Source organism: Variovorax sp. TLI9-5A (genome assembly GCF_056867935.1).
Window position 1 is genome coordinate 3,108,460 of record NZ_CP200310.1, and the last position, 13,333, is coordinate 3,121,792.

The following is a 13,333-nucleotide window of genomic DNA, read 5'->3' on the forward strand; positions in this document are numbered from 1 at the left end:
CTAGAACCATAAGATCTTGGATGAAGTTGCAGATTGAAGGAAGGGCGCACGGAACAGTCCGGCCGACCCCGATGCCGCGCGAACTCTAAGTGGCGCCTTGTGCGTGGGCAACAACGAGTTCTCGTAGACGGGAGTGCTCGCGAAGCGAATTCGATGAAGCTTTCCCTGCATGCAGGAGCTGAAGAAGCATGCGTGGAAGAAGGTCATCGGTACGACAGTACGAGCCCGTGCACCAGCCGCGTCCAGCCGTCGAGCATCACGAACAGGAGCAGCTTGAAGGGCAGCGAGATGGTGGTGGGCGAGATCATCGACATGCCCAGCGCCAGCAGTACCGTGGCGACGATCAGGTCGACTACCACGAACACCAGGTAGATGATGAAGCCGATCTGGAAGGCGCGCGTGAGTTCGCTGAGCGTGAAGCTCGGCACCAGCACCATGAAGTCGTCGTCCTTCAGCTGCTCCGCGCGCGCCTTCGGCCAGATGTTGGCCGCCGACTTCAGGAAGAACTGACGCTCACGCTCATGCGTGTGCTTCTGCAGGAACTCCTTCACCGGAGCCTTGGCCGCATCGACGACGGCCATGATGTCGCCGAGCCCTTCGCCCTTTGCGCCGAAGCTGCGGCCGCGCAGCGCATCGCCGATGTCCATGCCCACCGGCGCCATGATGTAGACGGACAGGATGATCGCGATGCCGTTGAGCACCATGTTGGGCGGCGTCTGCTGCAGGCCCAGGGCGGTGCGCAGCAGGCCGAACACGATGACCAGCTTGGTGTAGCTCGTCACCATCAGCGCCACGAACGGCGCGATGCCGAAGGCGACGATCAGCGCGACCAGCGTGAGGGGTTCCGGAAGTCCGCCTTGCATGGGTATGGACCGGTTGAGGGGGGCCCTTCAGACCTCGCCGGGCGCGAATTCCGACACGCGCACGCCCAGCCGGTCGCCCACCGCGACGAGATAGCCCTTGCCCAGCACATTGCCGTGCGCAAGGATGCGCACGGGGCTGCGGTTGAGCGGCTGGCCCAGGTCGAAGACATGGCCTGCGCGGATGCTCCTGAGTTCGCCGAGCGACACGGACAGATCGCCGACCTCGAAGCGCAGCGTGACCTCCAGCGCGTCGAGCCGGTCGATCGGCAGGTTGGCGTTGTCCGCGGTATCGGCCGCGAGGGCGGGTATGTCTGGCTTCATGGCACTGTCTCTCGATTGCTGAACGGTGATGCGCGAGCCTTCGGCGAAGGCGGAAAGATGCCGCCCGGCGGAACCTCCCAGCTCCGCCGTGACCACGATGGCGGCTCCGGAGGAGCTCCACTGCTCGATGCCCACGATGTCGCCGGGCCGGATGCTTCCGACCTCGCGCAGGCGGATCGGCGTGCTGCCGAGGCGAAAGCTCACGGGCAGGCGCAGCGCGTCGAAGGCGTCGGCTGCGTAGGCGTTGTGACGCGGGCCGGTGGCTGCGGGCACCAGGGCGTCGAGCGTGGCCGTGTCCTCGAACTGCACGAAGCCGCGCAGCACGGTGCTGCCTTCCAGGGGCATGGCGACGAAGAAGGCCGCGTGCTCGGGATCGCCTTGCGAAGGCAGCGACTGATGGCCGCGCTCGTGCATGTCGTGCGTGTCGCGCATGTCGCGCGCCTCGGTCTCCGAAGGCTGCCACTCGAAATGCAGGCGCAGCGCTTTCTCGAGCGCGTCGATCAGCGGATGCAGCGCATCGGCGAGCAGGATGTAGCGCAGGTCGCGCGGCAACAGGTCGATGCGGCGCTCGCCCAGCAGTGCCTGCAGGCTTGGGGCGTCCATCGCGAGATGCCCGACGTGCGAGCCCAGCCTGAAGCGGAAGCTCTCGCGTGCGGTGCGGGCGAAGGCCGCGTCGTGGTGCCAGCGGACGCGGTAGCGCGCACCGCGTGCGGCCGCGATGTCCGGCAGCGGCGCCGCGCCGTACAGGCGGTTGAGCGCGCGCACGTTGGCGGCGTCGGCACGCGGCAATGCGCCGGCTTCGCCGAGTTCCATGACTGCGTCGGCGCTTGCGTCAGGCATGCACGCTTTCGTTCGATGCGCCGATGCGGGCGGCTCTGTTTTTCTTCACCTTCTTCACGCCTTGAAGCAATGCGAGTCGGTTCGCATCGGGACCGGCAGCTTAGCCAGAGGTGTTGCGCGAAGGTAGTCCGCAAACACGTAGTGCCGCGCGCGCCACACACCGCGGCGATCTACGAAAACTCGTGGTTGCCGCAAATGGAGGGCGGCGCATAGAGTCCGTCGCGACGCGACATTCCTCGCGTTCGACGACGAAGCGAAGCGGTGCGACAGGCATCGCCCGGTACTTCGGGACACCCGCAAGACAAAGACACCATGGCGAGTTCTCCGCGATCCTTCAGCGCCTACCGCGGCGGCGTGCGCGACCTTCTGGGCAGCGCCGGCCGCTACAACGATCTGCTGCTCGCGGGCCTGCTGGTGGTGATCGTCGCGCTCTTCGTGCTGCCGCTGCCGACGCCACTGCTCGACCTGCTGATCGCGAGCAACCTCGCCATCAGCCTGGTGCTGCTGATCGTGGCGATGTACGTGCCGTCGGCACTGTCGCTGTCGACCTTTCCCTCGCTGCTGCTGTTCACCACGCTGTTTCGCCTCGCGCTGAACATCGCTTCGACCAAGCTGATCCTGCTGCATGCGCACGCGGGCCACATCATCGACACCTTCGGCAAGCTGATCGTCGGCAACAACGTGGTGGTCGGCGGCGTGGTGTTCCTGATCATCGCGATCGTGCAGTTCATCGTGATCGCGAAAGGCTCCGAGCGGGTGGCCGAGGTGGCGGCGCGGTTCGCGCTGGATGCGATGCCCGGCAAGCAGATGAGCATCGACGCCGATGTGCGCGCAGGGGTGCTGTCGTCGGCGCAGGCGCAGAAGCGCCGCCACATGCTGGAGCAGGAGTGCCAGCTCCACGGTGCGATGGATGGCGCGATGAAGTTCGTCAAGGGCGACGCCATCGCGAGCATCGTGATCGCGCTGGTCAACATCCTCGCGGGCATCGCCATCGGCACGATGATGCACGAGATGAGCCTGGGCGGCGCGCTGCAGCGCTACGCGATCCTCACGGTGGGCGACGGCATGGTCTCGCAGATCCCGTCGCTGCTGGTGTCGATCGCCGCGGGCATCGTCATCACGCGCGTGAGCACGGGTGAGCGCCGCGACACGCAGCTCGCGAGCCAGATCGGGCAGCAGCTCATGGCGCATCCGCGCGCGCTGATCATCGCGGGCCTCGCGGTGGCGAGTTTCCTGGTGGTGCCGGGCTTTCCGAAGTGGGTGTTCGGCCTGCTGGCGGCGGCGCTGCTGGGCCTGGGCTTCGCGGTGCGCATGCGGCGCCGCAAGAACCAGACGCCGGGCTGGATCTCGCACCGCGAAGGCGATGCCATGGAGGACGTCGACGGCGACCACGCCATCGCGGCGCCGCTGGCGGTGCGGCTGTCCAGCGGCCTGCGCGGCGGCATCGACCGCCATGCCCTCGACCTGCAACTGGCCAGGGTCAAGACGGCGGTCGAATCCGATCTCGGCCCGGTGTTTCCGCGCCTGCAGCTCGCCTACGCGGACGGTCTGGCCGAACACGCCTACCAGGTGCTGGTGCACGACGTTGCGGTGTCGCAGGGCACGCTCAGGCCCGGATGGCGCATGCTCGATCCGGCCGAGGCCGCGGCGCCGCCGGCCGGTGCCGAGGTGGCCGAGCCCTTCGGCCCCTTCGCCCGGGTGGTCTGGGTGCAGGGCGAAGCTGCCGGCTCCACGAGCCGGGATAACGAGGAGGTGGTGGGCCTTCACCTGGACCACGCGGTGCGTCGCAACGTGCGCGAGCTCATCGGCCTGCAGGAAGTGCAGCGCCTGCTGCATTCGGTGCAGCGCGACGCGCCCGAGCTCGCGGCCGAGGTGGCGCGCGTGGCTTCGGGCCAGCGCATCGCCGAAGTGCTGCGCCGGCTGCTGCAGGAGGGCATTCCGATACGCAACCTGCACGCGATCTTCGAGTGCCTCGCGACATGGGCGCCGAAGGAGCAGGACGCGATCGCGCTGACCGAACTCGTGCGCATCGACCTCGGCCGCTACATCACCAGCCGCTACGTGGGCCCGAACCGCCAGCTCGAGGCCATCCTGTTCGAGTCCAGCCTGCTGGAGCGGGTGCAGAACGCCATCGAACGCTCGCCTCGGGGCAACCTGCTGCTGCTGAGTCCGGCCGTCACGCAGGACATCCGCGAGCAGGTGCGCCGCATCCTCGGATCGGCTGCGACCCGCGTGGTGGCCATCGCCTCGTCGGACGTGCGCCGCTACATCAAGACGCTGATCGAGCCGGTGGCGCCGCTGCTGCCGGTGCTGTCCTACCAGGAAGTCGACGAAGACGTGGCCCTGCAGCCGGTGGGCTGGGTCACCAACCCCCAGGCCCATTGATGAACATCCCATTGCCTTCGAAGGCGCACCGCGAGAAGAACGCCATGACTCCGCAGAACATCCTGGACATCACACGCGAAGGCCTGCTCCTCGTGCTGTGGATTTCGCTGCCGGTGGTGGCGGTGGCGACGGTCACGGCACTGGTGGTGGCCGTGCTGCAGGCCGTGACGCAGGTGCAGGACCAGAGCATCGGCCAGTCGATCCGCCTGATCGCGGTGATGGTCGCGATCATCGTAACCGCGGGCTGGATGGGGCGCGACGTGATGCGCTTCGCGGAGCGCGCCATCCAGGCGCTGAGTTCCCTGCCGTGAAGAAGTATTTCTCCGGGATGGCCGCCGCCCCGCGCCTGAAAGCCTTCTGCCACCGCCGCCTCTTGCTGTGGGGGTGCGCCGCGCTCGTGCTGCTGGCCGTGTGCGCGCAAGCTCGCGCGGCCGAACTGCGCTGGAGCAACCGGCCGTTCCAGATCGTTGCCAACGAGAAGCCGCTGGCCGACTTCCTGCGCGAGCTGGCCTCGTCGCAGAACATCACAGCGGTGATCGACTCCAAGGTGGCCGGCACCATCAGCGGCAAGTTCGCCGGCCCCGCGCTGGGCACTCTCAACAGCGTGTGCGCGGTCAACGGACTGACCTGGTACTTCGACGGCGCCTTCCTGTTCATCGACCTGGCCGCCGACGCGAAGAGTGAAGTGCTGCCCATCGCGGCCGAGAACGCGGGGCGCATCGCCGAGACCCTGGTACGCCTGCACATCTCCGACGAGCGCTATCCGTTGAGCATCAGCGAGCGCGATGCCAGCGTGTATGTGACGGGGCCGCGCCGCTACGTCGAGATGGTGCGCCAGGCGGTGAAGCTGGCCGACCAGAAGAGCGCGATGGCCGAGGGCGCCGAGATACGGCTGTTCCCGCTCAAATACGCCTGGGCCTCGGACTTCCGGATCAACCGCTCGGGCAAGGAGACGGTCATTCCCGGCGTGGCCAACGTGCTGCGCAGCCTCTATGGCCGCAGCGGCGGGAATGCGCCGGCCGGCAGCGGCGGCCCGCGGGGCATGAGCGGCGGCATGTCGCTCGGGCCGAACCGGCAGATCAAGCTGCGCAGCGGCGAGACCATCAACGCGCCCAAGGTCGAGATCGCCGGTGCCGGCAGCGAAGCCGTCGCGCAGGGCGGCATCGCGAATCTGGCGGGCGGCGAGCTGCCGCAGTTCCAGGCCGACACGCGCATGAACGCGGTGCTGGTGCGCGACATGCCGGACAAGATGGCCCAGTACGCGAAGCTGATCGAATCGATGGACGTGCGGCCCCGGCTGGTCGAGATCGAGGTGACCATCATGGACATCAGCTCCGACACGCTCAACAGCCTGGGCATCGACTGGCGGCTGCACGGGCGGCATGCCGACTTCCAGACCGGCCGCGGCGATCGCGGGCAGCTGACCTGGGGCGGCACCGGCAGCGAGGCCGGGCAGATCGGCAGCAGCGACGGCTCGGGCAATCCGCTCACGCCGCTGGGCGGCATGTTCACCGCCGCCATCGGCAACAGCGCGCGCAACTACCTGCTGGCCCGCGTGACCGCGCTGGCCACCAACGGCAACGCGAACTTCGTGGCCCGCCCCAAGGTGATGACGCTGGACAACACGGAGGCCGTGCTGGAGAACCTCAGCGAGTTCTACGTGCGGGTGGACGGCTTCCAGGATGCGGGCCTGTTCAGCATCACCGCCGGCACCGCCGTGCGCGTGACGCCCCTGGTCATCGACGAGAAGAGCTCGCGCGGCGTGATGATGTCCATCGACATCGTCGACGGCGACCTCAGCCCGATGTCGGTCGACAAGATACCGATCGTGCGCCGCCGCACAGTCAACACGCAGGCGCTCGTGGAGGAGGGGGCGAGCCTGCTGATCGCCGGCTACTCGTCCGAGGAGAAGAGCAATGCGGTCACGGGCGTGCCGCTGCTCAAGGACATTCCCGGCGTCGGCGGGCTCTTCAGGTCGACCGAGAAGAAGCAGTCCAACATGGAGCGCTTCTACCTGCTGACGCCGCGCCTGGTGCTGCCGGGCGCCACGGCGAACGTGCCGGCGCTGCCCTTGCCGGAAGTGGGAGGCTGAGCGTGCACGACCCGCAAGAGATTTCCTTCGACGACGGCGACGTGCCGGCGGAAGCGGCCGGCACGGCACGGCCGGAGCGCCCCGCGCTGGGCGACGGCTGGTGCCTGCGCTTCCTCAGCGGCGCTGTGAAGGGCCGCACCATCGCGCTCAAGCCCGGGCTCAATGTGCTGGGCTCGGGCGGCGACTGCGAGGTGATGCTGCCCGGAGGCGACGTGCTGCCGCGCCACCTGGCGTTCACCGTGGGCGAACTGGTGGTGTCGATGCAGCGCCTGGGCACGGCCTCGGCGCGGCTCAACGGCGAGGACATGCGACAGGCGCGCAGGAGCGTGGTCGCGGGCGACGTGGTGAGCCTCGGGCAGATCGACTTCCAGCTTGACCGCAGCTACGTGCCCGACGTGCGCGAGGACCGCATGTTCGCCCCCGAGCATGAGGTGCGGCCCGGCGAGGGCGCGCTGGCGGGCCCGTCGGAGGCTTCGTCGCGGCTGCGCCTCGGGTATTGGGCGGGTGGCGTGATGGCCCTGCTGGCGGTGATCGGCCTGGCCGCGGTGTCGCTCGGCGACGCGGGCGCGAGCGCACGCCGCACCGGGCACGTGGACCTGGCCGCGGTGGAGAAGGCGCTCGTGCCTTTCCCCGAGGTGGAGGTGGTAGCCGCGCAGGGCGGGCGGCTCGGCGTGAAGGGCTACGTGGAGTCGAGGCAGCGCCGCGAGGCCCTGCAGCAGGCGATGGAGCCCTTCGGCAGCCAGGTCGGCGTCAACGTGCATTCGGCCGAAGACATGGTCGAGCAGGCGCGCCGCTATGTGGGCGACCCCGGCGTGGCGGTCGCGTACACGGGGCAGGGCCGGCTGGTGCTCACCGGCACGGTGGAGGACGCCGCGGTGCGCCAGAAGATCCGCAGGCTCAGCGAAGACCTGCATCCGTCGGTGCTGGTCTTCGACAAGGTCCAGTACCGGGAGAAGCCGGTGGCCGAGAACAAGGACACCGACGTGCGCGCGCAGTGGGACGGCTGGCAGAGCGTGCTGCCGGCGCGCATGGTGAGCATCACCGAGGACGGCAACGGACTGCGGCACATCCAGCTGTCGAACGGCAGCCGCTACTACGAAGGCTCGGTGCTGCGTTCCGGCGCCGAGCTCAAGCGCATCGACGCCGACGGGCTGGTCCTGAGCGGCGGCGTGCCCGACAACAACAACAGGCGCGGGAGGTGAAGGCATGGCCATCGGCAGAGCCCGCCTCGCGCGCACCCCGGATTTCATGCGGCGCCGCATCCGCGCGCCGCGTGGAATGGCTTCGTCCCGCCGGGACGGGGCGCTTCAACCCTCGTAAATCAATCCTTTCTTGACCAGGAGATACACATGGCAGGCGCAGTTGACAGCTCTATCCAGCAGATGAACCAGGCCGCAGCCGACAACGCGCGGCTGATGTCGGCCAGCATGGCCGCTTCCACCAGCATCCAGGGCGCGGCATCCACCGCGCACACGGTCAACGGTGCGAGCGCCGCCGGCGGCGAGGTGGCCAAGTCCACCGGCAACGACATCCGCCAGTCGGCCAAGTCCTCGTAAGCAGGTCCGCGCGATGCCCTGGCGCATCGCGCGGCCTTTTCCCCAGGAGGTGAACCATGACCGATCCAACCGCGCTGGTCGCGGCCGGCGCGCCGCCGGCCGGCGTGTCCGCGGCCGCCGCGCAGCAGCAGGCAGGCGCGTCCTCGCGCCTCGATCCGGGCGAGACCCGGATGTTCGCCAACATGATGCAGGGCGTGCAGGCGCCGCCGTCCTCGGTGGCCGCCCCCAGCGCGCTGGGCGACGCCGCCAGGGCGCTCGCGGCCCAGTTCTCCGGCAGCGTGCGCTCCTACGAGGAGATGCGTCACAGCATGCTCGAGTCGATCGACATGTCCGACCCCATCAAGACCATGTTCGCGATGACCGACCGCGCCATGGAGGCGCACATGATGTTCGCGAAGATGCACATTTCCACGGGTCTGGCGAGCGCCGCCACCAGCCTGTTCGGCACTCTGTTGAAGAACCAGCAATGAGGATGCCGTGAAGCTGCTGTCCCGCACCTTTTCTTCATTCTTTCCGCGCCGCGGCCGCTGGCTCGCGGCGCTGGCCCTGCTGGCGGCACTGGGCGGCTGCAAGGTCGGCCTGTACTCCAACCTCAACGAGCAGGAGGCCAACGAGATCGTCGCCGCGCTGTCGGCCGAGGGCATCGACGCGGCCAAGAGCCGCGTGGAGGGCAGCAACTGGCAGGTCGAGGTGGACGAGAGCCGCATGGGCGCCGCGCTCGACGTCCTGCGCGCCCAGGGCCTGCCCCACGAGCGCTTCGCCACCATGGGCGAGGTGTTCCAGAAGCAGGGCCTGGTGTCCACGCCCTCCGAGGAGCGCATGCGCTACATCTACGCGGTCTCGCAGGAGCTGTCGCAGACGCTGCGCAACGTGGATGGCGTGGTGTCCGCGCGCGTGCACGTGGTGATACCGGCCAACGACCCGCTGAGCGAGAAGATGCGGCCGTCGTCGGCCGCGGTGTTCATCAAGCACCGCCCGGACGTGGACATCCGGCTGCTGGCGCCGGCCGTGAAGGACATGGTGGCGCACAGCATCGAGGGGCTGAGCCACGACCAGGTGTCGCTGTCGCTCTTCGAGGCGCGCCGGCCGGTGGCGTCGGCTGCGGCCCTGGCGGGCGGCACCAGGGAGCGTGCGATGGTGCTGGGCCTGTTCCCGGCGTCGACGGCGATGGTGCTGCTGGGCTTGCTGCTGCTGGCCGCGATCTGCCTGATGGTGCTGCCGGTGCTGCTGCGCAGGCAGGGCGTGGACTGGCGCAGCTGGACGCGCCGCCAGGTGTTCAGGCGCTGACCCGGAACAGGAATGCCGGCACCGACTCCCGCCACCCACGAGACCCCGCAGGCCGGAACCGGCCCGATGGACCTCGTTCGCCTCGTGGTGCGCTTCAACCTGCACCCCGAGATCGATCTGCACCCGAGCTGGCTGCCTGCCGAGTGGCCATCGCGCCACCGCGTCCCGGCGCGGCTGGGGGAGGCGGGCCGCGCGGTGCTCTCCAACCAACTGCGGCGAGCACAGGGCTTCGACGTTGGCGGCGCCGACTACAACTTCGACGCCCGCTTCAAGCGCGTGGCGCTGCTCGATGCCGCAGCGCTGCGGCGGCTCGCCGCCTACCTGGGCTTCTGCGTGCACTTGCCACTGTTCCGGCTGCGCGGCGGCGCGGGCGCGCAGATCCGCCGCCAGGCCCGCCGCTTCGATGCCGATGCGGTGGATTTCGTGCTCGACCGGGTGCCGCTGCTCACCGAGCTGCGCATGGACAACGCGCTGCTGCAGCAGCGGCCCCTGTCAGCCGGGCGGGTCGCCGTCGAGCGTGGCCACCGGCTGCTGCTCGCCACGGCCGCGGCCGAAGGCGAGGTGGTCCGCCGCCGCCTGGGGCACAAGCTGCCGCGCCGCGTCTCGGCGCTCGGCGTGCCGCAGCTGCAGCGGCGCCAGCTCCAGCAACTCAACGAACTGATGCTCTCGTGCATCGTCCCCGAAAGACTGCCGCAATGGGACTGGCTTTTCTGATCACCACCGAGAACCTGCAGCTCCTGAGCGAGCGCAAGGTCCTGAAGGAGCACGAATACGCGGCGCTGCTCGACGCATCGACCGTGGTCGAGACGGCCCGGCGCGAGGCGCGACGCATCGTGCAGCAGGCCACGCAGGACGCCGAGGCCGGCCGCAGGCAGGGCTACGAGGAGGGCCTGCGGCGCGCCAAGGAGGAATACGCGACCCAGCTGGTGACGGACACCATGGCCACCGAGCGACAGCTGCATGCGCTGCGCACGTCCATGGCGCAGGTCGTCGTCAAGGCCGTGGGGCAGTTCATCGCCGATGCGGACCCGGCAGCGCTGTTCGAGGCGGCGCTGCTGCGCGTCGACACGCTGATCCGCCAGGAGCCCTTCATCACCGTGCGCGTGGCGCCCGCGCAGGAGGCGGTCCTGCGCGGGGTGATCGCGCGCCTGCGCAGCGAGGCCAACTGGAGCATGACCGTGCATTTCGTGACCGATGCGGCGCTGCCCGTCGGCGCCTGCGTGGTGCAGACGGCCTCCGGCGTGCTGGACATCGGCGTGGACGCGCAGCTCGCCGCGTTCCGGCGCGCGGTGGAGCGCGGCGGCCTCGCCGAGACCCGGGAGGGGTCGCAATCGTGAGCCCGGTGTCCGACGCGGCGCTGGGCATCGTCGCCGAGCTGGAACAGGCGCTGGGCCGCGTCACGCCGGTGGCGATCCGCGGGCGCGTCAGCAAGGCGGTGGGCATGCTGATCGATGCATCGGGCATCCAGGCCCATGTGGGCGAGCTGTGCGAACTGGTCACGCCGGGCGAGCCGCCGCTGCTGGCCGAGGTGGTCGGCTTCCGCGACAACACCGCCGTCCTCACGCCGCTCGGGCCGATCACCGGCATCTCGGCTTTGACCGAAGTGCTGCCTACTGGGCGCGGCCACGTCTGCCCGGTGGGCGCGGGCCTGCTGGGGCGCGTGCTCGACGCGCTGGGCCAGCCCATCGACGAACGGGGGCCGCTCAGGACCCGCACGCTGCTGCCGGTGCACCGCGACCCCGTGAGCCCGCTGGCGCGCCGGATGATCGACGCGCCGCTGGCCACTGGCATCCGCGCGGTCGACAGCCTGCTCACGCTCGGCGAAGGGCAGCGTGTCGGCGTGTTCGCGCCGCCGGGCGTGGGCAAGAGCACCCTGCTGGGCATGCTCGCGCGCGGCGCGACGGCCGACGTTAACGTGATCGCGCTGATCGGCGAGCGCGGGCGCGAGGTGAAGGAGTTCATCGAGCACAACCTCGGCGCCGAGGGGCTGGCGAAGACTGTGATGGTGGTCTCCACCTCCGACCGGCCGCCGATGGAGCGCATCAAGTCGGCCTATGCCGCGACCACCATCGCCGAGCATTTCCGCGACCAGGGCAAGAAGGTGCTTCTGCTGGTCGATTCGCTCACGCGCTTCGCGCGCGCCCAGCGCGAGATCGGCCTGGCCAGCGGTGAACCGCCCACGCGGCGCAGCTATCCGCCGTCGATCTTCTCGATGCTGCCGCAGCTGCTGGAGCGCGCGGGGCAGGGCAGGACGGGCTCGATCACCGCCGTCTACTCGGTGCTGACCGAGGGCGACGAGGAGAGCGACCCCATCGCCGAGGAGGTGCGCTCCATCCTCGACGGCCACATCGTGCTGTCGCGCAAGGCCGCTGCGGCCAACCGCTATCCGGCGATCGACGTGCTGGCGAGCATCAGCCGCGTGATGCCGCTGGTGACTTCGCGCGAGCACCGTGCCGCGGCGGCGCACTTTCGCAGCCTGCTGGCCAAGTACCAGGAGATGGAGCTGCTCGTGCAGATCGGCGAATACAAGGCCGGCGGCGACGCGCTGGCCGACGAGGCGATCGGTGCGCGGCCGGCGATGCTCGACTTCCTGTCGCAGCCGCCGGACGCGAGCCTGCCCTATGCGCAGTCGATCGAGGCATTGCAGCGGTTCGGCGCTGCCTCATGGGAGCCAGGGCGATGAGCGCAGGCATCGACTGGAAACTGCTGGTGGGCGTGCGCGAGCGCCAGAAGACAGTGGCCATGCGCATCGTCGCGCGCGACCGGGCCGCCGCCGAGCAGAGCCGCGCCGGACTGCAGCAGGCCCAGGCGTGGCAGCAGCAGCAGGTGCAGAACAAGGCCGCGCACTGGCAGGAGACCGCAGGCGCGCTGACGGACGGGCAGTGCAGCGTGGCGCAGCTGCGCCACGCGGGTGCCTGGAGCGCCGCGCTCGATGCGCGGATCGCCGAGGCGAGCCGGCTTGCCGCGCAGGCCGGGCAGACCCACGCGCTGCGCGAGAGCACGCTGGATGACAGCCGCCGCAAGCTGCGCGCCGCCAGCGCAGAGGTCGAGAAGGCGCAGCAGATGCAACAGCGCAGCCGCGGCGAGCGACTGCGCCTGCAGGAGCAGCGGCTCGACGAAGCGACCGAGGAAACCACGTCGCAGGCGTGGGCCGCGCGGCGCTCGGCCTAGGCGCGCAGGAACGCACGGATCGCCATGGACCCCTCCATCGAACTGGCCAGCTTCGAGAGATTCTTCTCGTCGGTGGTGCTCACCCTGCCGCGCCTCTTCGCGATCTTCGCGGTGGTGCCCTTTCTCTCGGGCGGCATGATCACCGGCACCGTGCGCAACGGCCTGCTGCTGATGCTCGCGCTGTTCATGTCGCCGGTGGCGGGCGACATGCCCTCGGCTTCCATCGGCACCTGGGTGCTCATCGCGGGCAAGGAGGCCTTCATCGGCCTGATGCTGGGGCTGGGCTTCGGCATCTTCATCTGGGCGGTGCAGAGCGTGGGCGACCTGATCGACTTCCAGACCGGTTCCAGCAACGCGTCCTTCTTCGATCCCGTGGCGGGCCATGAGAACGGGCCCACGGGCGAGTTCCTCGGCTGGATGGTGATCACGCTGTTCGTCTCGGCCGGCGGGCTGCTGGCGATGCTGGGCGTGATCGTCGACTCCTACCGGCTGTGGCCGGTGGCCTCGTTCTTTCCGAACCTGGGCCTGGTGATAGAACAGTTCGCGATCCGCCAGGGGGACACGCTGTTCCTGTGGATCGTCAAGCTGGCCTCGCCGGTCATCTTCGTGCTGCTGCTGGTGGAGCTGGGCATGGGCCTGGTCAGCCGCGTGGCGCCGCAGCTCAACGTGTTCGTGTTCTCGCAGCCTCTCAAGAGCCTGCTGGCGCACCTGATGATGCTGCTGTTCGTGTTCTTCGTGTACGAGTCGCTGCAGGAATTCCTGCGGCCCGAGAACGGCGTGCTCGACTTCCTGCGCGCCACGCTCTAGCGCCCTTCGGC

General features: G+C 69.3%; 14 protein-coding genes. 12 read left to right on the forward strand and 2 right to left on the reverse strand.

Annotated elements, in window-relative coordinates; genetic code table 11:
• Positions 1–203 precede the first annotated feature (203 nt).
• Both sctR and sctQ read right to left on the reverse strand, forming a co-directional pair.
• Entirely contained in the window at positions 204–863 is a 660-nt protein-coding gene (gene sctR, locus AC1VNX_RS14710) for a type III secretion system export apparatus subunit SctR (RefSeq protein ID WP_483157353.1), read from the reverse strand.
• 27 nt (positions 864–890) lie between these two features.
• Positions 891–2,024, reverse strand: coding sequence for a type III secretion system cytoplasmic ring protein SctQ (gene sctQ / locus AC1VNX_RS14715; protein ID WP_483157354.1), 1,134 nt, complete (start codon positions 2,022–2,024; stop codon positions 891–893).
• Positions 2,025–2,336: 312 nt separating this feature from the next.
• Between sctQ and sctV the strand changes: the two genes are divergently transcribed.
• The 12 genes from sctV to sctT all read left to right on the forward strand — a co-directional run bounded on the left by sctV (position 2,337) and on the right by sctT (position 13,322).
• Complete coding sequence (gene sctV / locus AC1VNX_RS14720; RefSeq protein ID WP_483157355.1) at positions 2,337–4,409, forward strand: type III secretion system export apparatus subunit SctV; 2,073 nt, start codon at positions 2,337–2,339, stop codon at positions 4,407–4,409.
• 44 nt (positions 4,410–4,453) lie between these two features.
• Complete coding sequence (gene sctS, locus AC1VNX_RS14725; RefSeq protein WP_483161957.1) at positions 4,454–4,720, forward strand: type III secretion system export apparatus subunit SctS; 267 nt, start codon at positions 4,454–4,456, stop codon at positions 4,718–4,720.
• Between the two features lie 17 nt (positions 4,721–4,737).
• Positions 4,738–6,501, forward strand: coding sequence for a type III secretion system outer membrane ring subunit SctC (gene sctC / locus AC1VNX_RS14730; protein WP_483157356.1), 1,764 nt, complete (start codon positions 4,738–4,740; stop codon positions 6,499–6,501).
• Positions 6,502–6,503: 2 nt separating this feature from the next.
• Entirely contained in the window at positions 6,504–7,703 is a 1,200-nt protein-coding gene (locus AC1VNX_RS14735) for an FHA domain-containing protein (protein WP_483157357.1), read from the forward strand.
• A 147-nt stretch (positions 7,704–7,850) separates the two neighbouring features.
• Complete coding sequence (locus tag AC1VNX_RS14740; protein ID WP_021004014.1) at positions 7,851–8,057, forward strand: hypothetical protein; 207 nt, start codon at positions 7,851–7,853, stop codon at positions 8,055–8,057.
• Between the two features lie 56 nt (positions 8,058–8,113).
• Positions 8,114–8,527 (forward strand): hypothetical protein, encoded by a 414-nt coding sequence (locus tag AC1VNX_RS14745; protein WP_483157358.1) that lies wholly within the window; start codon positions 8,114–8,116, stop codon positions 8,525–8,527.
• Between the two features lie 7 nt (positions 8,528–8,534).
• Positions 8,535–9,344, forward strand: coding sequence for a type III secretion system inner membrane ring lipoprotein SctJ (sctJ, locus tag AC1VNX_RS14750; RefSeq protein ID WP_483157359.1), 810 nt, complete (start codon positions 8,535–8,537; stop codon positions 9,342–9,344).
• Between the two features lie 12 nt (positions 9,345–9,356).
• Complete coding sequence (locus AC1VNX_RS14755; RefSeq protein WP_483157360.1) at positions 9,357–10,058, forward strand: type III secretion system protein; 702 nt, start codon at positions 9,357–9,359, stop codon at positions 10,056–10,058.
• The gene (gene sctL / locus AC1VNX_RS14760; protein WP_483157361.1) at positions 10,040–10,681 is read left to right on the forward strand and encodes a type III secretion system stator protein SctL; all 642 of its coding nucleotides are present in this window, start codon (positions 10,040–10,042) and stop codon (positions 10,679–10,681) included. Before AC1VNX_RS14755 ends, sctL begins: the two co-directional genes overlap by 19 nt.
• Positions 10,678–12,027 (forward strand): FliI/YscN family ATPase, encoded by a 1,350-nt coding sequence (locus AC1VNX_RS14765; protein ID WP_483157362.1) that lies wholly within the window; start codon positions 10,678–10,680, stop codon positions 12,025–12,027. Before sctL ends, AC1VNX_RS14765 begins: the two co-directional genes overlap by 4 nt.
• Positions 12,024–12,515 (forward strand): serine kinase, encoded by a 492-nt coding sequence (locus tag AC1VNX_RS14770; RefSeq protein ID WP_483157363.1) that lies wholly within the window; start codon positions 12,024–12,026, stop codon positions 12,513–12,515. The genes AC1VNX_RS14765 and AC1VNX_RS14770 overlap by 4 nt, the downstream gene beginning before the upstream one ends.
• 24 nt (positions 12,516–12,539) lie before the next feature.
• Positions 12,540–13,322: a type III secretion system export apparatus subunit SctT gene (gene sctT, locus AC1VNX_RS14775; RefSeq protein ID WP_483157364.1), complete on the forward strand. Its 783-nt coding sequence runs from the start codon at positions 12,540–12,542 to the stop codon at positions 13,320–13,322.
• Positions 13,323–13,333: the final 11 nt, after the last annotated feature.